This is a genomic window from Phaeobacter italicus (assembly GCF_019801785.1).
Taxonomy (GTDB): Bacteria; Pseudomonadota; Alphaproteobacteria; order Rhodobacterales; family Rhodobacteraceae; genus Phaeobacter; species Phaeobacter italicus.
Window position 1 is genome coordinate 1 of the sequence record NZ_JAHVIJ010000009.1, and the last position, 17,621, is coordinate 17,621.

23 protein-coding genes are annotated in these 17,621 nt (G+C 60.0%); all 23 read left to right on the plus strand.

Going from position 1 to position 17,621, the window contains the following annotated elements; genetic code table 11:
* The first annotated feature begins 93 nt into the window (after positions 1-93).
* On the plus strand, positions 94-657 hold the full coding sequence (locus KUV39_RS17400; protein WP_222460480.1) for a hypothetical protein: 564 nt from the start codon (positions 94-96) through the stop codon (positions 655-657).
* Positions 654-1,310, plus strand: a complete 657-nt coding sequence (gene nusG / locus KUV39_RS17405) for a transcription termination/antitermination protein NusG (RefSeq protein WP_222460481.1) — start codon at positions 654-656, stop codon at positions 1,308-1,310. The genes KUV39_RS17400 and nusG overlap by 4 nt, the downstream gene beginning before the upstream one ends.
* A gap of 407 nt (positions 1,311-1,717) precedes the next feature.
* On the plus strand, positions 1,718-2,290 hold the full coding sequence (locus KUV39_RS17410) for a hypothetical protein (RefSeq protein ID WP_222460482.1): 573 nt from the start codon (positions 1,718-1,720) through the stop codon (positions 2,288-2,290).
* Between the two features lie 222 nt (positions 2,291-2,512).
* Positions 2,513-3,229, plus strand: coding sequence for a hypothetical protein (locus tag KUV39_RS17415; protein ID WP_222460483.1), 717 nt, complete (start codon positions 2,513-2,515; stop codon positions 3,227-3,229).
* Positions 3,229-5,223, plus strand: a complete 1,995-nt coding sequence (locus KUV39_RS17420; RefSeq protein WP_168578522.1) for a phage terminase large subunit family protein — start codon at positions 3,229-3,231, stop codon at positions 5,221-5,223. Before KUV39_RS17415 ends, KUV39_RS17420 begins: the two co-directional genes overlap by 1 nt.
* Positions 5,220-6,878: a phage portal protein gene (locus tag KUV39_RS17425; protein ID WP_168578523.1), complete on the plus strand. Its 1,659-nt coding sequence runs from the start codon at positions 5,220-5,222 to the stop codon at positions 6,876-6,878. Before KUV39_RS17420 ends, KUV39_RS17425 begins: the two co-directional genes overlap by 4 nt.
* Positions 6,875-7,135, plus strand: a complete 261-nt coding sequence (gene gpW, locus KUV39_RS17430) for a gpW family head-tail joining protein (protein ID WP_168578524.1) — start codon at positions 6,875-6,877, stop codon at positions 7,133-7,135. The genes KUV39_RS17425 and gpW overlap by 4 nt, the downstream gene beginning before the upstream one ends.
* Positions 7,136-7,152: 17 nt before the next feature.
* A complete protein-coding gene (locus KUV39_RS17435; RefSeq protein ID WP_222460484.1) occupies positions 7,153-8,304 on the plus strand; it encodes a head maturation protease, ClpP-related in 1,152 nt (383 codons plus the stop codon).
* Positions 8,305-8,316: 12 nt separating this feature from the next.
* A complete protein-coding gene (locus tag KUV39_RS17440) occupies positions 8,317-8,691 on the plus strand; it encodes a head decoration protein (protein ID WP_168578526.1) in 375 nt (124 codons plus the stop codon).
* Between the two features lie 10 nt (positions 8,692-8,701).
* Entirely contained in the window at positions 8,702-9,724 is a 1,023-nt protein-coding gene (locus KUV39_RS17445) for a major capsid protein (RefSeq protein ID WP_209033401.1), read from the plus strand.
* 70 nt (positions 9,725-9,794) lie between these two features.
* Positions 9,795-10,163, plus strand: a complete 369-nt coding sequence (locus KUV39_RS17450) for a hypothetical protein (protein WP_222460485.1) — start codon at positions 9,795-9,797, stop codon at positions 10,161-10,163.
* Positions 10,163-10,945 carry a hypothetical protein gene (locus KUV39_RS17455; RefSeq protein WP_222460486.1) on the plus strand — a complete coding sequence of 261 codons (783 nt, stop codon included), beginning with the start codon at positions 10,163-10,165 and terminating at the stop codon, positions 10,943-10,945. The genes KUV39_RS17450 and KUV39_RS17455 overlap by 1 nt, the downstream gene beginning before the upstream one ends.
* Positions 10,938-11,414 carry a phage baseplate assembly protein V gene (locus KUV39_RS17460; RefSeq protein WP_222460487.1) on the plus strand — a complete coding sequence of 159 codons (477 nt, stop codon included), beginning with the start codon at positions 10,938-10,940 and terminating at the stop codon, positions 11,412-11,414. Before KUV39_RS17455 ends, KUV39_RS17460 begins: the two co-directional genes overlap by 8 nt.
* Positions 11,414-11,701 (plus strand): PAAR domain-containing protein, encoded by a 288-nt coding sequence (locus KUV39_RS17465; protein WP_037302259.1) that lies wholly within the window; start codon positions 11,414-11,416, stop codon positions 11,699-11,701. The genes KUV39_RS17460 and KUV39_RS17465 overlap by 1 nt, the downstream gene beginning before the upstream one ends.
* Positions 11,702-11,725: 24 nt before the next feature.
* Positions 11,726-11,932, plus strand: coding sequence for a hypothetical protein (locus tag KUV39_RS17470; RefSeq protein WP_209033393.1), 207 nt, complete (start codon positions 11,726-11,728; stop codon positions 11,930-11,932).
* Between the two features lie 6 nt (positions 11,933-11,938).
* Positions 11,939-12,328 carry a GPW/gp25 family protein gene (locus tag KUV39_RS17475; protein WP_008558926.1) on the plus strand — a complete coding sequence of 130 codons (390 nt, stop codon included), beginning with the start codon at positions 11,939-11,941 and terminating at the stop codon, positions 12,326-12,328.
* Positions 12,325-13,281: a baseplate assembly protein gene (locus KUV39_RS17480; RefSeq protein WP_244998445.1), complete on the plus strand. Its 957-nt coding sequence runs from the start codon at positions 12,325-12,327 to the stop codon at positions 13,279-13,281. The genes KUV39_RS17475 and KUV39_RS17480 overlap by 4 nt, the downstream gene beginning before the upstream one ends.
* On the plus strand, positions 13,262-13,996 hold the full coding sequence (locus KUV39_RS17485; RefSeq protein ID WP_222460489.1) for a phage tail protein I: 735 nt from the start codon (positions 13,262-13,264) through the stop codon (positions 13,994-13,996). Before KUV39_RS17480 ends, KUV39_RS17485 begins: the two co-directional genes overlap by 20 nt.
* Positions 13,996-14,610, plus strand: coding sequence for a phage tail-collar fiber domain-containing protein (locus KUV39_RS17490; RefSeq protein ID WP_168578535.1), 615 nt, complete (start codon positions 13,996-13,998; stop codon positions 14,608-14,610). The genes KUV39_RS17485 and KUV39_RS17490 overlap by 1 nt, the downstream gene beginning before the upstream one ends.
* A 3-nt stretch (positions 14,611-14,613) precedes the next feature.
* Positions 14,614-14,940 carry a hypothetical protein gene (locus KUV39_RS17495; protein WP_168578536.1) on the plus strand — a complete coding sequence of 109 codons (327 nt, stop codon included), beginning with the start codon at positions 14,614-14,616 and terminating at the stop codon, positions 14,938-14,940.
* 101 nt (positions 14,941-15,041) lie between these two features.
* Complete coding sequence (locus KUV39_RS17500) at positions 15,042-15,803, plus strand: hypothetical protein (protein ID WP_222460490.1); 762 nt, start codon at positions 15,042-15,044, stop codon at positions 15,801-15,803.
* Between the two features lie 11 nt (positions 15,804-15,814).
* Complete coding sequence (locus tag KUV39_RS17505) at positions 15,815-16,294, plus strand: hypothetical protein (RefSeq protein ID WP_168578538.1); 480 nt, start codon at positions 15,815-15,817, stop codon at positions 16,292-16,294.
* Between the two features lie 124 nt (positions 16,295-16,418).
* A complete protein-coding gene (locus tag KUV39_RS17510) occupies positions 16,419-17,600 on the plus strand; it encodes a phage tail sheath subtilisin-like domain-containing protein (RefSeq protein ID WP_244998446.1) in 1,182 nt (393 codons plus the stop codon).
* The last annotated feature ends 21 nt before the right edge of the window (positions 17,601-17,621 follow it).

The following is a 17,621-nucleotide window of genomic DNA, read 5'->3' on the forward strand; positions in this document are numbered from 1 at the left end:
AGACAATGAGAATGAAAAAGAAAGACAGCAACGCGGACACTCAGCCCGGGTGAGCCTGTGGATAAGTTGGACTTGCAGAGAAAGAGGTTGGGTATGGACGTGAGCAAACAGCAAGAGGGCGAAAAGCGGGTGCAGGAGCTGTTGATTGCCCCGCTGGATCTGATGGGGCTGACCAAGCCCGGAACCATGCGCAAGGAGCAGTTCGAGTTGATGCGCCGGGAGCTGCGGCAGAAGCTGGCCTATATGAGCCCGCAGGGGCTGATGAGCCTCTGCGAGTGGTGTCAGCAGCATCCGGGCGGCAAGGAGCGGGATCGCTTCCCGATCGCGCTGCATGTGCTGGACCAGGCGCGCCGTATTGAGCCGCCAGAGGCGGGGCCATCGCCGCTGATGCTGAAGGTCTTTGCCCATGAGATCGGGCAGAAGGCGATCAGCGAGGGCTGGGCGCCGGAGCTGCATGTCTGGCTGAAGGGCAACCGCCAGTGGCCGGGTGCCTGGACGCTGAGCAAGATCCGCGAGAGCGCCGATGATGGCATGCGGCGGCTGCGGGACATCGAGAGCCGTCTGGCGCGGGTAGGGGAGGTGAGCCGGGAAGAGGAGCAATTCCGCCAGAAGCGCCGGGCTGCGATCCGCGCCTGCGAGGACATGGTTGCATCATGAGCCTGCCAGACCGAACCGTGGGCACCGAGATGGATTGGTATGCTGTGAAGCTGAAGGCGCGCCAGAATGGCGGGCGTCGGGAGACGCTGCTTGGGGTTGAGTATGAGACTTACAAGGCGGGCAATGGCCGGATGGTGCGCCGCAAGGTGAAGGGCTCCGGTCAGCGGGTGTTTGTGCCGGAGCTGGTGCTGCAGAAAGCGGGGTTTGAGGTGTTCCTGCCGATCAAGAAAGAGTGGTCGAGGGTCAATCGGTACAGCTCTGAGCAGAAGTTGAAGTGCCGCCCTGCTATGGAGGGTTGGCTGTTCGTCGGTTGGGCTGCTGGTCAGGCGCGGTTCCATGAGCTGATGGCTTTGGATGTGGTTGCGGGAGTGATGGGGGCAGGCGGGCAGCCTGTTCGGATCTCTGACGCCAAGGTGCGTTTTCTGATGCGCAAGTTTGGCGGCGGTCGCCTGCGTCGCAAGGCTTCAAACGTGGAGGCTGAGCCGGTGCGATTTTCTGTTGGTGATTTGGTCCGCGTGGATGCTGGGCCTTTTGAGGGGCAGACGGTTTCTCTTCTGGATGTGTCTGGCGGCTCTGCCCGTGCGGTGATGACCCTCTTGGGCAAGGATGTTGAGGTTGATCTTGAGCAGGAATTTTTGACTGCTGCACAATAAGTTAAGTGTAAAGTTGCATGGCTTATTGTTAAGGGGGCTTGACCGGATACGGCTGGGGCGCTTAACAAAAGGGAGGCGAAGACGTGGCGGCCCCTGTCCCTTGAGCGACACACCGTAGCGTCGGACGGCAGATCTCGCATGGTACAGCCCCGAACTCTGCCCATCCCGTCAAGCCAGCGCTCAAAGGCGATAGCCGGTTCAGCGTTAGGCACTGCAGCTGCATTGGAAGAATGGCCCGGCGGAAACGCGCGGGCCTTTTTTGTGTTTGGTGCGCTGAGTGCAAACTGTGGTCTTGTCGATGGAGGTGTAAATGTAATTCATTCCCTAGGATGTTCGTGGTTTTCAGGGCTGGTCTGGCGGAAATTGCTAGGCTGGCCCTTTTTCGTGAGAGACGCGGAGGTGGCGGGATGTTCAACGTCAACGGCTATGAGGATCGCGAGCTGCAACGCTTCGCCAACCGGCTGGGGGCGTTGGGCGAAGAGGGGCCAAAGGTTGCCAACCGGGCCATCAACCGTGCGGGCGACATGGCGCGCACACAGGTGGTGCGGACGCTGGCTGTGGAGGTCGGGCTGCTCCAGAAGACAATTCGTGCTGCCGTCCAGACCCGCCGCTCTGATTGGGATCACTTGAGCTACACGCTGGAAAGCGTCGGTGGTGACGTGTCGCTGCGGTACTTCAAGAAGCGCGAAACCCGCGACGGCGTTGTAGCCTACCTTGGCCGCTCGCGCGGCAATGAGGAGTTCATTGGCGATACGTTCTTTCGGGGCGGTGCGTTCCCTGATCGTCGTGTTGAGCTGACCAGCACGCTCGGTGGCCACGTCTATGGTCGCTCTGGTGGTAGGACGGAGTTGGAGCGGTTGAGATCCGGCGTGGTTATCCCGCTTGAAATGGTCGAGGGCGCAAGTGCTGTGGCGTTTGATGAGGTGGTTGCCAAGGTTCTACCGCAGCGGCTTGATCATGAGATCGGGCGTGTCCTCTAGGGTTGAGGCGCGGCATTAGAGTGTAAGCTTATGGCCAGGATTTGCCTGCAACTCGGCCCCCCAAAAAAGGGACCGTAGCCCATTCTGAGTCTACGCGGGTGGGAAACCCCCCGAAGGATCTCCAGTCTGACCCACTTTTCAAAGCCTTAACACATGGGGGCTGCTTAACGTTTTGGGCTTAACAGATTTGGCCCGCTGAACTGCAAAGGAGACTTGGCCGGAATGGAGGCGCTTCCAGAGCAAATGTCGCAGGCAGAGTTTGCTCGCTACTGCGAAGTGTCGCGGGCCGCTGTCAGCCAGTGGAAGGCAAACGGCATTCTTCTGGAGGACGCCTTCAGCAAGCCTGGCAAAAAGGGCAAGCTGATCACGGCCAAGGCGCTCGCACAGGTCGCCCAGAACCGTGATCTTGGTCAGTCGCTTGGCAACGGCATTGCCACCAAGACAGCTGCGGATGTCATGCCCGCCGCGCCTGAACCTGAACCTCAGCCTGAACCGGTGGCGCCGGTCGAGCAGCTGGATCTTCCGGCTGCAGCCGCAATTCCTGAGGCCCACGCTTCACCGGCTGAAGAACCAGCGCCACAGCGCGCGCCGGTCATCGCTCCCTCTGATCCGCTGAAAGCTGCCCGGCTGGAGCAGATGCAGCGGAAAAATCGCATGGATGCGATTTCAGAGGCGCAGCTGCAGGGGCGATTGGTTGAGGCCGCGGTGGCTCGCGCCCAGATGGCCCGGATCTCCGGCATGATGCTGCAGATCTTTGAGGGGGCTTTGCCTGATTTTGCAGCGAGGCTGGCTGAGAAATTCGAGGTGCCGCAGCGGGACGCGCTGCACCTTCTGCGCAATGAGTTCCGCACAGTGCGAGAGCAGGCGTCCGCGAAACATCGGGAGGCCGCAAGCGCGGTCGGTACGACGGCCCCAGCGAAGATTGAATTGGAGGATTGATGCTCGATCTGAACCTAACCAGCACAGAATGGATGCTCCACGATGTACTGGCAGAGGTTCTTGAGCCGCCGCAGGCCGTGGATTACCTGCGGTGGGCGACTGAAAATATCGTGTTCTCCAAGCGTGAGAGCCCGATGCCGGGGCCATACAATCCGGAGCGCTTCAGCTATTTCACGGAGATCCTGCAGGCGCTGTCTCCGGAGGATCCCTGTCGGATCGTCTCGCTTGCGAAGTCGGCCCAGCTTGGGGGCACGGTGCTGGCGAATATCTTCACCGGCGGGACGCTGGATCTTGATCCTTGCGATTTTCTCTATGTCCATCCGACCGAAGACAACGGGCGGCGCTGGTCTAAGATGAAGCTGTCGCCAATGTTGAAGGGGACAACTGCGCTCCGCAAAATCTTCCCGCTGAACTCATCGCGTGAGGGCGGTGACTCGGTGATGTACAAAGAGCGCAAAGACGGCCGCGGCGCTATCCAGATCTCTGGGGCAAACTCTCCGGCGTCTTTGTCTCAGGTTTCGATGTCTCGGCAGGTTCAGGATGACTTGTCGAAATGGGAGACCAACTCAGCCGGTGATCCTGAAAAGCAGGCGGATAGCCGCAGTCAGGGTTATGAGTTTGCCAAGATCTTCAAGATTTCAACGCCCCTGGTCATTCCTGGGTGTCGGATCACAAAGAACTTTGAGGCTGGCAGCCAAGAGCATCTTTATGTGCCGTGTCCGCATGACGAATGCGGCGAAATGCACACTCTGGAGTGGGAGAATTTTGCAGAGCATCTGGATGAGGATCATCCGGAGAAAGCGTGTTTCTACTGTCCGTCCTGTGGGCAGGAGATCCATGAGCATCATCGCCCGAAGATGCTGAAGGGCGCTGAATGGCGGGCAAAGTATCCTGAGCGCAAGCGGTTCCACAGGTCGTTTTATCTGTGGTCGGCTTATTCGCTGCTGCAGTCTTTTGAGCGGATCGCCCGGTCATGGATTGACGCGAAGGGCGATCCTGCCAGTGAGCAGACGTTCATGAATGACGTTGTGGGGCGGGCTTACAAGGCAACCGGAGAGGCGCCACCTTGGGAAGAGCTGCGAGATCGTGCGTCACTCTCAGAGCATCGGCGGGGCAGGGTGCCGCCCGGCTTTGTCTATCTCACTTGCGGGGTGGACTGTCAGGATGATCGTGTCGAGTTCCAGGTTATCGCCTGGGGGCCACACCGGCGCCGCGCTGTTGTGCAGTATGGTGTCATTCCGGGGCATATCAGCGATGACAAATGCCGCGCGGGTTTGGATGCCTTGCTGAAACAGGGGTTCCGCAACTCCTATGGCCGATCACTCCTGATCGACATTCTGGCCATCGACGGGAACGCTTACACCGAAGATGTCTGGGGGTGGGTGCGTCGTCACCCTGCGGCTCGTGTGATCATGGTGCGTGGTCGGCATGAGGAACATATTCCGCTTTTCGTGCAGGTGAAGAAGGAGACGAACAAGCGCGGCGAGAAGGTTCACTATCGCAAGCGCTTTTTCAACTTCGCCACGTCTGTGCTGAAGATGGCCTTTTACCGGAATGTCCGGAAAGAGGATCCGGAGGCCAGCGGTCACGTGCTGTTTCCCTGCGATCTGGAGGATGAGTATTTCCGCCAGATCACCGCAGAGAGCCGCAAGCCGGAAAAGAAGCATGGCTTCACCGTCTATCGGTGGGTCAAGGATCCCAATCAGAACAACGAAGGGCTGGATACGATGCTGCAGGCAGAAGCGGCATTTGTGCGGCGTGCAGGGCCTCAGCGTGAGCTGCTGGATCATGTTTGGGCAGGACTGATCGCTGAGCGCGAGTGCCCGCCTGAAGAGGTTCAAGGAGATCTGGAGGATTTGATGATCAGCCCGCCGCCTGTGGTGGCTTCCAAGCCTGTCTCAACTGCATCTGATGCGCCAGTTGATGATCCGCAACCGCAGAAACCGGCTCCGGCCGCCAAACAGCCTTCCAAGTGGAGTAGGAGGACGCAGTGAGCAAATCGCAGAAAGGCAGGCGCAGTCGCAAGTCGCAGGGCAAGGCGGCCGCGCAGGGCCGTCTGTCGGGCGGGCAGGCGAAGAAGTCAACCGCCCGCTATTTGCGGGATACCAAGAGCGGCGCTATTGCCTCTCGCAATGTGCCGCTGACCAGTAGCCGTGATGATATCCGCCGCTCCTGGGCGCAATGCGCGGCTCTGGCGCAGGATTTGATCCAGAACTCGGGGATCCTGAAGGGGGCGTGTGATCAGGTCTTGTCTGACACGATTGGTGTCGGGCTGACGCTTTCCCCTCAGCCTGATCTTTCAGGTCTGGGGATGTCTGAAGAGCAGGGCAAGGCGTTTCGGGAGGCGATTAAGAAGCGCTGGCGGTCTTATGCCAACACGGCAGCCGAAGTGGATTACCGGGGCAAGTTCAATCTGCATGAGCTGGTTGATATCTCGCTGCGTTGGGACATCGCTTTTGGTGAGGATATCGGGATCATCGACTACTTCCCGCAGTCGGTGCGGCGTCAATACGGCATCACTTCGGGCACTAAGCTGCTGATGGTTCCTCCCATGCAGCTGGTGCAGGATACGCGCGAGCATGAGGGGCTTTATCAAGGGGTGCTGCATGACAGTCGGCACCGCCCTGTGGCCTATCGGTTCCGGATGTCCTCCGGTGGGATCTCGCAAACGCAGGACTTCCCTGCGCGCGATGCGGATGGCCGGCCAATTGTGCTTCACAACTTTGACCCGATGGACGCAACGGATGTCCGTGGGGTTTCGGCTTTGGCGCCGTCCTTTCGGAAATTCATCCAGGCTGAGAACCTGGATGATGCGACTTTGCAGATGGCGGTTCTTCAAACCGTGTTTGCCATCGCTCTAACCAGCGAACAGCCGTCAAAGGATGCGTTTGAGGCACTGACGATGCTGGAGGATATGGGGGGCGCGGTTGTGCCTGACGGCCAGGCGGGCGACGGTATTTCCGCCGCTTCAGCACTCTCTGGCGAGTATATGGGCTATCTGTCTGGTCAGTTGGAGAGTGCCGCCGGTAGCCGTGTTGATGTTGGAGCAGATCCGCGGGTTTCACACCTCGGCCCCGGTGAAAAGCTGAACCTTGAAACGCCAAAGGTGCCGGGTGGTGACTATCTGCCTTACCGGGCCGCGCTGATGCGCGATGTCGCGCGTTGTCTTGGGATCACCTACGGCGCGTTCACCATGGACAACACCGATGCGACATATTCCAGCGTCTTGATGGATAACGCTGTGGTTTGGCCGGTGGTTGAGCGGCGGCGCACCCGGCGGGCGGTGCCCAAATATGCCGCTGTCTATGCTTCTTGGTTGGATGAAGAGGTTGGTGAGGGCCGGATCGACTTCCCGCCGGGCTATGAGGTGTTTCGCCAGAACCGGGCGCGGATCTGCCAGAGCGAATGGCACGGGCCAATGAAGCCAACTGCTGACGATTACAAGGCGGCGCGCGCAGCCGGGCGGCGCCTTGAAAACCGCACCACGACACTGGCCCATGAAATGGGGCAGCTGGGTGTTGATTTTGAAACTGTGTTTGCTGCTCAGCTTGAAGAGCATCGGCGCTATGAGGATGCCGGAATGGCTTCCCCTTATGCTGTTCAGACTTCGGGTTCGGCGGCACCCTTGCCTGTCGAGGTGTCTGAATGAGTGATCTCAACTCTGTCAGGATCGGTAAGCAGATCGTGGACATTAGTGATCCTGCAGCCGTCGCGGCGGCATTGCGCCGGGTGCAGCTGCAGATCGTGGCCGGTGACAAACGGGAAACGGTGCGGATTGATGGTGAGGAAGTTACCTTCACCCGCGCCAATTCAGAGCAGCTGGAACGGCTGATCAAATTCTATGAGGACCGGGCGTCCAAGGTGTCAGGCAAGCGGCGTCGCTTTGCCATGGGCCTGCGCTACTAACCATCAGGAGACAACGGATGACCATCATTAAGGATGGCGAGCTCGTCTTGTACGGGTCCGTCGGCGCGAGCTTTTTTGGTGAGCGCTATTTTGAAGACATCGACGTTCTGGAGGCGTTGGAAGAGCTTGGCGATGATGCCGACATCACAGTGCGCGTGAACTCCGGCGGTGGTTACACCGATCAGGGCATAGCGATCTACAACGCCCTGAAGGCGCACGGTGGAGAGGTTACAGTTGTCGTGGATGGGGTGGCGGCGTCTGCAGCCTCCCTGATCTCGATGGCTGGTGATCAGATCATCATGCGGCGCGGCGCCACAATGATGCTTCATGACCCATCCGGGTTTGCCTCCGGTATGGCTGATGAGATTGCGATTGCGGTTCGGGCGCTGGATCGGATCGGCGCGGTGATGGCGAGCATTTACGCCGAGCAATCTGGTGATGATCCAGACGACTTGCGCAAGGAAATGAAGGCTGAGCTTTGGCTGACCGGCGAAGAGGCTGTGAAGCGCGGCTTTGCGACGGCCTCTGAGGACGTCAAAGCTGCGAAGGCCGCAGCCTTTGATTACGGCGCCTATGCGCATTCCCCGAAAAAGCTGGTCGCGATGGCCAGCAAGCGAAATTGGAAGCTCCCTTTGGAGCGGCCCATGGCGGCATTTGCCGCATCCCTTCACCGCCAAAGCAAGGAGACTGAAAGCATGGCGAATCCTCCCCAAAACGTGGCACCTGTCGCGGCAGCCCCGACCTCCGCAGCGCCTGCCGCGGCTGCCGCGCCGCCTGCGGCTTCGGTTGCCGCACCGCAGGTCAGTCAGGATGCCGCGGTTGCCCGCGTGCAGGAAATTCTGACGCACAGTGCAGCGCAAGGCGCTGCACGGGCTCAGGCTGAACACCTTGCCTTCAACTGCCCCCAGCTCGACGCGCAGCAGGCTGTTGCGGTGCTGGAGGCAGGGCTGGCGCCTTCAGGCGCGCCGGTGGATGCCGCGCAGGCTCAGGCCTCGCAGCAGGGCGCTGCGCCGGTGCAGCAGCCTGCATCTGGTGGTTATGAGGCCAACCGCCTGAACCAAATGACGGCAACTCTTGCGCAGCCGCAGTTGGCGGGTGCCGGAGATCCTTCCCCGAAGCCCACGGCGCTGGCTGATGCAGTCGGTCGCCTGAACAAGCAGCGCCGCTAAGGAGGCATGACGATGAGCAATGTTCTTCATCAGAATATGGCAGTTACCGGATCCTATATCATGGCTGAGCTGGATCTGACGCTGAGCCGTGATGCCGGTCTTGTTGCTGCAGGATCCAACAAGCTCGATGCGGGCACCGTCATGGGGAAGCTGGTGGCCAGCGGCGAATATGTGCCGTTTGATCCCGATGCTGACACCGGCGCGGAGGTCGTCGCCGGGATCCTCTATCAGGGCTGTGATGCGACTGTGGCCAGCGTGCGCCGTGTGTTCACCGCGCGCCTGACCGCCGTGACAGAGGGGCGACTGATCTGGCCTGAGGCGATCACTGCTGAGCAGAAGAAAGCCGCCATTGCTGCACTTGCAGCCCAATTCATTATCTGCCGCTAAGGAGAGCGCAATGGGTCTTGTATCCGACGTATTCAATCAAAACGCCTGGGGCGCTGTCGAGGTTCAGGAAGAGGTCGTGGAACGTGTCGATTTCCGTCCGAACCTTCTGGGTCAGCTGGGCATCTTCGAGCCGGTCTATTCGCGCTCCACACAGATCGCCATCACGGAACGTGATCGCAAACTGACCATGATCCCGACATCGGCCCTTGGGGAGGCGCCGCAAGAGCTGATCCCCAAAGGGGCGCGCGTGCGGTATTTTTCCGGCTCGCGCCTTGCGAAAGGGTCCACAATCCACGCGCATGAAGTTGCGGGTGTTTCGGCGCTTCCCTTCGACCTGCAGACCAAGGAAATGGCCGAAGAAGTCGCAGAGCGCTTTGCGCATCTTCTGGAAGAGGCGGAGCTGACGTGGGAGCATATGCGCCTTGGCGCTTTGCAGGGCAAAGTCCTGGATGCTGACGGGACAGTGATCGTAGACTGGTACAAAGAGTTTGATGTTGCCCAGCCTGCTGAAATCAACTTCGAGCTCGGCAATCCGGAAACCGATGTCCGCAAGAAATGCCGTGAGGTTGAGCGCAAAATGCAGGCGAAAGGGAAGGGGGCCTATACGCCTTCGACCCGGATCGTCTCCATCTGCGGTGACGGGTTCTTTGACAAGATCGTCGGTCACAAGTCGATCAAGGAAACCAAACTCGGCACGGAACGCGCGGCTCTGCTGGAGGATATTCCCGGTTATTCTTCCAAGGAAATCGAGAATATCACCTTCATCAACTATCGTGGTGCCGATGAAGGGCCTTTGGCCATTGCGTCGGACAAGGCGCGTTTCTTCCCGGTCGGCGCTCGCGGGGCGTTCAAGGCGGGTTTCACCCCGTGTCCTGAGTTCAAGCCCTATCTGAACCGCAAAGCGCAGGAATACTATGGCCTCTTGCTGGCGGATCCGTCTGGCCGCGATGCGTGGGACCGCACCGAGCTGTACAGCTACCCGATCTTTATCTGCAGCCGTCCGGAAATGCTGCAGCGCGCTCGCGCCGGATAACCTGATCGCTACCAAAATAAAATCCGAGAGGGCGGCCATTCGGTCGCCCTTTTTCATGGGAGGGGCGTGAATGAAAGAATACGCAGAAGAGCTGGCCAGTGCGGTTGATGATGAGTGGTCAGAGGAGATCCGGATCCTGCCCATGCGTGATGGTGAGCCCGATCCGGAGCGCAAGCCTTTGGAGTTGCTTGCTGTGTTGCGAACAGGTGAGCGGCGCGAGGAGCGGTATAGCTTCGGATCCCGTGCGGCGTCTCTGCCGGGGATCGCGGCAAGTGGCGGCACTCTGAAGATCCGCCGGTCTGATTTTCCGGCGTTGGATGTGCAGCAGGATGACAAGGTGGTGGCCCTGGATCGCCATGGTGAGCCGGTCTTTTTGGTGCGGATGGTGGATGACCGTTCCCACCACCGGATCATCCTTCAGCTAGAGGATGCAAACTGATGTCTTTGACAATGATGGCGATCCGGATTTGCGCTGTTGAGGCGCTGAAGGCGGCGGGCACCCTTGTGGGTGAGCAGGTGCTGGATAGTGAGATTGCCCCTATTGATGTTGCAGCTGATGGCGTTCTGCGCAGTTCGCGCGATGCGCCTTTTGTTGCGGTCTATACGGACGGTGCGAAGGCCGCGCAGCTTGGGCAATCGGGCGTGCGCTCAAATGGCATGGTTGACCTGGTGTTCAGCTATGGTGTGTCGCGAGCGATGGCGCGGAGCAACAAGGAAACGGGCGCCTCTGAGATCCTGGAGGGGATCCCCGCCACGGATGCCGCATTTGAGGCAACGATGGACATTCTGGCAGTCCAGATCAGCCGAGCTCTGACGGATGGACAGAACCCGTGGGCCCAGGTGTTGGGCGCTTTCGTGACCAGCTGGGAGAGTAAGGAGCAGCTGCGATCTGGGACAAAGGTCGATAGCGTGCGGATCGCAGCCGGTCAGCTCCGGTTTTCAGTCACGGTGGTGGCGGATCCGGCGCAAGGTGCGGCGCGGCCGCCGGGTGGGCCTTGGGCGGATTTCCTCCATCTGGCTACGCAGGCCGGGATCAGACAGTTGCCCCTAATTGAGGCGGCGCTTGGTGTGGAGCAAGCGGAGCCCTATCCGCCCTATGAACAGCTGCTGGCCATGACAACGCGGGTTGCGGAAAGTCTGCAGCTCTATTCCTTCGGCGGGGCCCCGCGCTCTGCCAGTATCGTTTTGCCAGATTTTTCTGAGGGGGTGGCTGATGGATGATTTCGGACGTGTTTTGAGTGAGATCCTAAGGCGCCTGGGTGAGTTGGAGCGCCGTATTCGTTCGCAGTCTCGCACAGGTGTGGTAGTGAAGGTGGATGCCGAGCGTGGCTTGGCGCGGGTCCAGCTGAATGACGGGCCGCATCCGTTTGTGACAGGTTGGCTGCCTTGGGAAGAGGGGGCCGCTGGCGAGGCAAAGACCCATGTTCCGCCATCTGTAGGCCAGCAGGTGAAGGTCTATTCTGAATCCGGCGATCTGCATGACGGCACTATTCAGGCCAGCATCAATTCCAACGCGAATGGTCGCCCGTCTGGTGCCGGTGATGAGTTTGTGTTGATGAAGGTGGGCGATGCTCTGATTTCGGTGCGCGGCGGTGGTTCTGAGATCGTTCTGAAGGTCGGAGCCAGTTCAGTGGTGCTGACGGCTGGCGGTGTGGTTGTCGATGGGCCGCGCATTGACCTGGCGCCCTGATGCCTGCGGTCGCGCGAAAGGGCGATAGCTGTACCGGCCATGGGTGTTTCCCGTCACGCCCGGCAACTGGCGCAAGCCCGGATGTGTTTGCTGATGGGCGGCCTGTCCATCGGCAGGGGGATAGCTGGGCTGCCCATGGTTGCCCGGATTGTCCTCCACACGGCGGAGCGCTCGCCTCTGGCAGCGGTCGCGTCTTTGTAAATGGCCGGCCGCTGGGGCGGGTCGGGGATCCGGTTGATTGCGGCTCTTCGGTCGCGACTGGATCCGGAAAAGTGTTTTCGGGCTGAGGCCCATTTTCGAGGAGAGAGCTGATGAGCGAGACTGGGGCCGTTGGGGCCGTGGAATATGAGGTCGTGCAGGCGCGCGAGATCCTGGGCGTGTGGCGCAAAGAGGGTGAAGTGGTGTCGATGTCGCCACGTCAGGCGCAGTATTATCTCCAGCCCTATGGCTGGGGGCTGCGCGCAAAGGCGGTAGCGGGCAAGTCTGCGCCAGCCAAGACAGAGACGGCCAAAGGGTAAGCCTGGATGGATCTGGATCACCGAACAGGCGCAATGCTCGATGGGTGGCCTGCGGTGGTACAGAGCATTCTGATCATCCTGTCTACCCGGATCAACACGCGGGTGTTTCTGCGTGAATTCGGCTCCGAAGTTCCCAAGCTTGTCGATGCGCCTCAAAATGAAGAGGGCATTCTGTCTCTCTACATGGCTGTGGCGGAGGCGCTGGCTAAATGGGAGCCTCGCTTTGAGCTGACCAATGTGGAGGTTGCCCCATCCTCAGATGGGGCAATCATTCTCGACCTCTCCGGCAACTACAGGCCCCACGCATTGAGCGGTGACGTTTCGACTGTCACCGATGAGGTGCGTGTTGTCCGCGTGGCGCGTGGTGGGGCAGATGAGTGGAGTTTACAGACATGACGCGATTTGCAGCGCTGGATTTGGCTGCCCTGCCGCAACCTGAGATCCTGCAAGGGCAGGGGTATGATACGATCCTTGCTGCGCGCCTGAATGAGCTGGAGGCTCGCGCAGCTGAAGATCTGGGGCCGGAGGCGGCGGCGCAGGTGATGGCCACGGCCCGCAATGTGGCAGCTAGCCCACTGAGGGCCCTGAATGAAGCGGCGGCGGCGCGAGAGCTGTACGCTGACAACCGGATGATTGAGGCGATCCGTTCGGTTTATCTGGCTCTGGCCAGTGGGCCTGCGCTTGATCAGCTGGGAGCTGAGCGCGGAGTGGTCCGCAAGGTCTTGGATGGGAGTGATCCGGATAGTCCTGTCTATGAGGGGGATGGGCCATTTCGGGCTCGGATCCAGCTCGCGATAGAGGCATGGTCGCCGTTTGGCGGTGAGGGAGCCTATATATTCTGGGCGCTGCAGGCGGATGATCGGGTTGTGGATGTCGCGGTTTATGGGCCCAATGACAACATTGATCCACCGATCCCGCCCGCAGAGCCAAAGCTGGTTGTGTTGTCGTCAGAGGATGGCGGTGTCGCATCGGAGGGATTGCTTTCGGTTGTCAGGGGCGCTTGCGTGCAAGATAAGCGGCGCCCGGTTGGCGATCTCTTATCTGTCGTCTCGGCTCGGCCTGTTCCCTTTCACGTAGAAGCTATTCTGCACGTCGAGGCCCCGAACTCATCATCTGCGGTCGAGGCTGCCGCGCGAGATGCGCTGCAAGGCTACCTGCAGGGGCGCTTGCGGATAGGCCGGACAGTTTACCTGTCTTCACTTGCCGCGGCGCTTTCCGTTCCTGGAGTTGTCGATGTCGAGGTGACTGCCCCCTCCGCCAACATTGAGGCGGGCCCGTTTGATGCGCCGCATTGTGAGGGGGTGTCCATTTCGCTGAGCGAGTCGGCGGATGGGTGGCGCAATGTCTGAGCAAGTGAAGAGCCTTTTGCCGCCAAGCGCAACACCGTTGATGCGGGCGCTCGATGTGCTGGAGGAGCGCCTTTTTGCACTTCCGGTTGAAATGATCTCAAAGGATCCGTGGGCTGTAAGTCCTGACATTCTCGACCATCTGGCGTGGGAAAACTCCGTTGATACGTGGGATCAGGCATGGCCTGACGATGTGAAAAGGAAGGTTGTCGCTGCCAGTGCGGAGGTCCATCGCTTTAAGGGCACGCCCTATGCTGTACGCGAAGTGATCAGGTCGGTTGGATATGAAGCGACACTGGAAGAGTGGTGGGAGTATGGCGGTGGCCGGGGGTCGTTTCGGGTTCTGATCGACGCCGGGGAGGCGGGGCGTGATGCAATCATTGGCCTGCTCGCCCCTGATGTTGCCCGCCATTTGGTTCAGGCTATTCGCCGGGTTGCTCCCGTGTCGCGGAGCTTTCAGGTCAACATCAGCAGTCAGCGAAAATATGAGTTGTCAGTTGGGAGACCGCTTCGGGTGGGTGTTGGCTACAGCATTGGCCATGAGGTCGGGTTGAGCTGTCAGCCTGACGCCCAATCGCTCGCAATTGGTATTCACCAGCGCCGCAGTACCACCATCCATCCGGCCAAACTGGTGTTCGGGTCATTTGGCTTGGAGCAATTGGCAAGTGGTGCTGTTCACGTCGCTCAGAAATTCACTATCAATCATGAGGTACAATAATGGCAGCCTTTCCCGGAATGATCCTGACGACGGCTGGTCGTCAGTTGCAGGCCAAGGCGCAAATTGGTCAGCAGCTGCAGTTCACGCGTGTCGGTTTGGGCTCTGGTGTCGCGCCTGCAGATATTGAGGCTCTGCAGGGGCTGGTTGCTGAGGAAACGTCCCTTGGTATTCAGTCGATCGACCTCGTTGGTGACGGTACATCCCGCATTCGGGTGGTACTGGTGAACCAAGGAGTTCAAACGGGGTTCTTTATTCGTGAGTTGGGTTTGTTTGCGCATGATCCAGATGTGGGAACAGATGTCCTCTACGCTTACACCCATGCTGGCCAGACCGCAGACTTTCTCCCCGCTGAAGGTGGTGCGACGGTTGTGGAGCAGACATTCGATCTGATCACCGTTGTGGGTCAGGCTCAGAATGTCACGGCAGTCATCAATGACTATCTGACCCTCGCCACCAAACAAGACCTGGACGCGCTGGATCCACGCCTGTTGCCCGCAGGCGCGCCGACGCCGGGCGCCATGCTGCAAGGCGGCCCAGATGGCAGCGCCAAATGGGTGGCGCCCTCTGACGCGCTGTCCGACACCGAACACCTCGCCATGATTGCAGGAGCCTAACCCATGAGCATTATCCCAAGCCGTTTTCTCGCACATGTCACGCAAGCCGGGGTGGCTATGCCGCCGGTTCCGGCAGATCACACCCGCCACATTGCCACCATTCAGACCAGCAATGACGCGGCATCTGGCGTAATCCTGACCTGCGAAATCGACGCAGGCGGCGAGACCTACAAGGTGACGCCCTCGCAGACCATCACCGAGGGCGACGCCCGCGCGAGTATCGTCGGCCCCGGCACACTCTTGGCCGGTGACGTGCTGCGCTTTGTGGCGAGTGCCGATGCCGCCCTTGATATCTGGGTCAGCTACCATGACCGTCCGGTGCCCGCATGAGACGCGTTGTTGGACATGGCGGGGCGCTGAGCAGCCCCCTGCTGTCGCTGGCCAGTGCTGGAAAAGCCGGGGGCGGCTTTGGGGCCGCTGGCATTGCCGGAATGGGGTTTCTGAAGCGAATCGTACAGCCCCGTGACGTTCCCGGTTCACCCGCTACGGGGGACATTCCGGGCATTTTTACCGTCATCAACTCAGATGGCACCGGCAAGCTGATCACCAGTTCGGCGACCACGGGCGGCAATATTGTCATCTACGATATTCAGAACTGGGACGATTTCAGCGATCCGGTCAATTCGGTCATTAGCTACGCTCCGATTTCGCGGGGGTCGTCTTACAGGATCTGCTTGGCGGAGGACGGACGGCATATTGCGATCTACGGAGCGTCAGCCTGTCAGATCTACAACCTGACAACGCCTTGGGATCTGACCACGGCGGTGCAGCTTTCCATCCCCAACGTTAGCTATTCCTGCGTCGCGCCTGATGGCAGTTTCATGCTGCGCATCCAAACGGCGGGAACGAATCCGTATGTCACGACGCTAGACAAATGGAATGCCGCCTCTCCGTGGGATTTTTCCGGGATCGACGTCGCGAACCCGGATCAGAGCCAGCACATCCCAGAACTTTGGAACAACGGGGGGTATGGCCTCGAAATGCCGACCCAAGATCTGATCATTACCGGGAACCGAACGGCATTCACAGGCTACGGAGGCCAGGCGCTGAGTTTCACAGCACCCGGCGACATCAGTGCACTCGAATACCACGGGCAAATGATGCTGGTTGATCGGACGGGCCAAACCGCTTTTGCGCCAGGTCGGGTTCTGAACGCCTACCCAGCGCGCGAATACCTTTATGAACTGATGTGAGGTCAAAGCATATGACACAGCCCCTTTATTCTTTGAATGGCGCGCGCCCGGCCTTGCCACCGGCAAAGCTGCGTCTGCCCAATGGCCGCTGGCGGACAGCCCCTTATGCCGAGGCCGATCTTGCTGCTGCGGGATACGCACCGGCCCCGGCCAAGCCCACCTATGATCCGGCCACCACGCGGCTGGACTGGCAGGATGGCAGCTGGACGGTCGAACCGCTGCCGCCCCGTGATCCGGTCTACCGCCCCCTGACCAAGCTGGAAGCCATGACCCTGTTTCGGCACGTCACCGGCATGGATGACGCGGGCGAGCTAGCCATGCGGGAAGATCCGGCAATCAAGCTGCTTTGGATGAAATGGGAAACCGATGTTCCCCAAAGCATCCACCGCGACAATCCGGTTGTTGAACACTTCCTCAGCGGCCTGATCGCAGCGGATTACGCCACCGCCGAACACAAGGCCGCCATGCTGGCCGCCTGGCCGACCGTTTAAATCAGTCGCACGCCAAGATGCGTGTAAGCGCTCTGCCCGGATGGGCGGGGCGGAATTTGCCCGGCGGATGCCGGATCTCGCCCGGCAGTGTCTGCCGGGTTTTCTTTTACGAAAGGGAAGAGACATGACCTTTTTGACCCAACACCACGGCACCCGGCTGAAGGAAAGCAAGGAAACGCCGGTTCTGGTGAAATACGCGCCAACGGCTGTTGTCGGCCTTGTGGGCACGGCGCCTGATGCGGACCCCGACAAGTTCCCACTCAACAAGCCGATCCTGCTGAAAGGGCGGATCTCTGAGGCCGCGGGCCTTGGTGACAGCGGTACGCTGATGGATGCGATCAAATCCGTCTTCTACCACGTCGGCGCCTACGTGGTTTTTGTGCGCGTGGCCGAAGGTGCGGATGCCACAGAAACCCTTGCCAATGTTCTGGGCGACGCGGCGCTCAAAACGGGTGTTCATGCGCTCCTGCGCGGTAAGGCGGTGACAGGGTTGGCGCCCACGTTGCTGGCTGTGCCCGGCTTTACCTCCAGCGACGGGCAGAGCAAGCCGCCTGTTGTTTCGGCGCTTGAGAGCATCGTTGAAGAGCTGGAAGCGATTGGCTTTGTCGATGGGCCGGATCTGGATGACGCGGCGGCCATTGCCTACCGTCAGCAAATCAACTCAGGCCGGATCATGATCGTGGATAGCAAGCGGCTGGAATATGACGCGGCCAGCGGTGAGCTGATCCCTATGCCCGGCTCTTCCTATGCGGCTGGCCTTCAGGCGTGGGTGGATGAGGAATATGGCCCTCAGTGGTCCCTGTCGAACAAGCCTGCCTCCAAGGGTGTTGAGGGGTGGACGCGGGTGGCTGACTATCCCAAGCAGTCCAACTTGCTGAACTTCAACCAGATCTCGACCATCGTGAACCACGGTGATGGCCCGGTGTTCTGGGGCAACCGTCTCGCGACCGGGGATGATATCTGGTCCTTCATTTCCGTGCGTCGCGTCGCGGATATCGTCAACAAGGCCGTGCGCCGGTCGTTCCTGCCGTTCGTGGATCGTCCGTTTTCGACTGGCAACGTCAAGCTGATGCTGGAGGCGGGGAACGCCGCGCTCCGGAGCCTGAAGGCGCAAGGGGTCTTGATCGGCGGCAATATGTGGTTGGATCCGGAGCTGAACACGCCTGAGGACATGGCGGCTGGCAAGATCACGCTGAGCTTTGACCTGGAGCCGCCTGCACCGATGGAGGACGTCCGGTTCATGGCGCACCGCAATATCGAGTATTACCTGCCGCTGACGCAGAGCGCTCTGAAGTCGGCTGCATAAGCCTCCCTTTTTTTGATTGCA

Coding starts and splice junctions, on each gene's coding strand:
- KUV39_RS17400 (WP_222460480.1), top strand. CDS start 94: ATGGACGTGAGCAAACAGCAAGAGGGCGAAAAGCGGGTGCAGGAGCTG.
- nusG (WP_222460481.1), top strand. CDS start 654: ATGAGCCTGCCAGACCGAACCGTGGGCACCGAGATGGATTGGTATGCT.
- KUV39_RS17410 (WP_222460482.1), top strand. CDS start 1,718: ATGTTCAACGTCAACGGCTATGAGGATCGCGAGCTGCAACGCTTCGCC.
- KUV39_RS17415 (WP_222460483.1), top strand. CDS start 2,513: ATGGAGGCGCTTCCAGAGCAAATGTCGCAGGCAGAGTTTGCTCGCTAC.
- KUV39_RS17420 (WP_168578522.1), top strand. CDS start 3,229: ATGCTCGATCTGAACCTAACCAGCACAGAATGGATGCTCCACGATGTA.
- gpW (WP_168578524.1), top strand. CDS start 6,875: ATGAGTGATCTCAACTCTGTCAGGATCGGTAAGCAGATCGTGGACATT.
- KUV39_RS17435 (WP_222460484.1), top strand. CDS start 7,153: ATGACCATCATTAAGGATGGCGAGCTCGTCTTGTACGGGTCCGTCGGC.
- KUV39_RS17440 (WP_168578526.1), top strand. CDS start 8,317: ATGAGCAATGTTCTTCATCAGAATATGGCAGTTACCGGATCCTATATC.
- KUV39_RS17445 (WP_209033401.1), top strand. CDS start 8,702: ATGGGTCTTGTATCCGACGTATTCAATCAAAACGCCTGGGGCGCTGTC.
- KUV39_RS17450 (WP_222460485.1), top strand. CDS start 9,795: ATGAAAGAATACGCAGAAGAGCTGGCCAGTGCGGTTGATGATGAGTGG.
- KUV39_RS17455 (WP_222460486.1), top strand. CDS start 10,163: ATGTCTTTGACAATGATGGCGATCCGGATTTGCGCTGTTGAGGCGCTG.
- KUV39_RS17460 (WP_222460487.1), top strand. CDS start 10,938: ATGGATGATTTCGGACGTGTTTTGAGTGAGATCCTAAGGCGCCTGGGT.
- KUV39_RS17465 (WP_037302259.1), top strand. CDS start 11,414: ATGCCTGCGGTCGCGCGAAAGGGCGATAGCTGTACCGGCCATGGGTGT.
- KUV39_RS17470 (WP_209033393.1), top strand. CDS start 11,726: ATGAGCGAGACTGGGGCCGTTGGGGCCGTGGAATATGAGGTCGTGCAG.
- KUV39_RS17475 (WP_008558926.1), top strand. CDS start 11,939: ATGGATCTGGATCACCGAACAGGCGCAATGCTCGATGGGTGGCCTGCG.
- KUV39_RS17480 (WP_244998445.1), top strand. CDS start 12,325: ATGACGCGATTTGCAGCGCTGGATTTGGCTGCCCTGCCGCAACCTGAG.
- KUV39_RS17485 (WP_222460489.1), top strand. CDS start 13,262: ATGGGTGGCGCAATGTCTGAGCAAGTGAAGAGCCTTTTGCCGCCAAGC.
- KUV39_RS17490 (WP_168578535.1), top strand. CDS start 13,996: ATGGCAGCCTTTCCCGGAATGATCCTGACGACGGCTGGTCGTCAGTTG.
- KUV39_RS17495 (WP_168578536.1), top strand. CDS start 14,614: ATGAGCATTATCCCAAGCCGTTTTCTCGCACATGTCACGCAAGCCGGG.
- KUV39_RS17500 (WP_222460490.1), top strand. CDS start 15,042: ATGGGGTTTCTGAAGCGAATCGTACAGCCCCGTGACGTTCCCGGTTCA.
- KUV39_RS17505 (WP_168578538.1), top strand. CDS start 15,815: ATGACACAGCCCCTTTATTCTTTGAATGGCGCGCGCCCGGCCTTGCCA.
- KUV39_RS17510 (WP_244998446.1), top strand. CDS start 16,419: ATGACCTTTTTGACCCAACACCACGGCACCCGGCTGAAGGAAAGCAAG.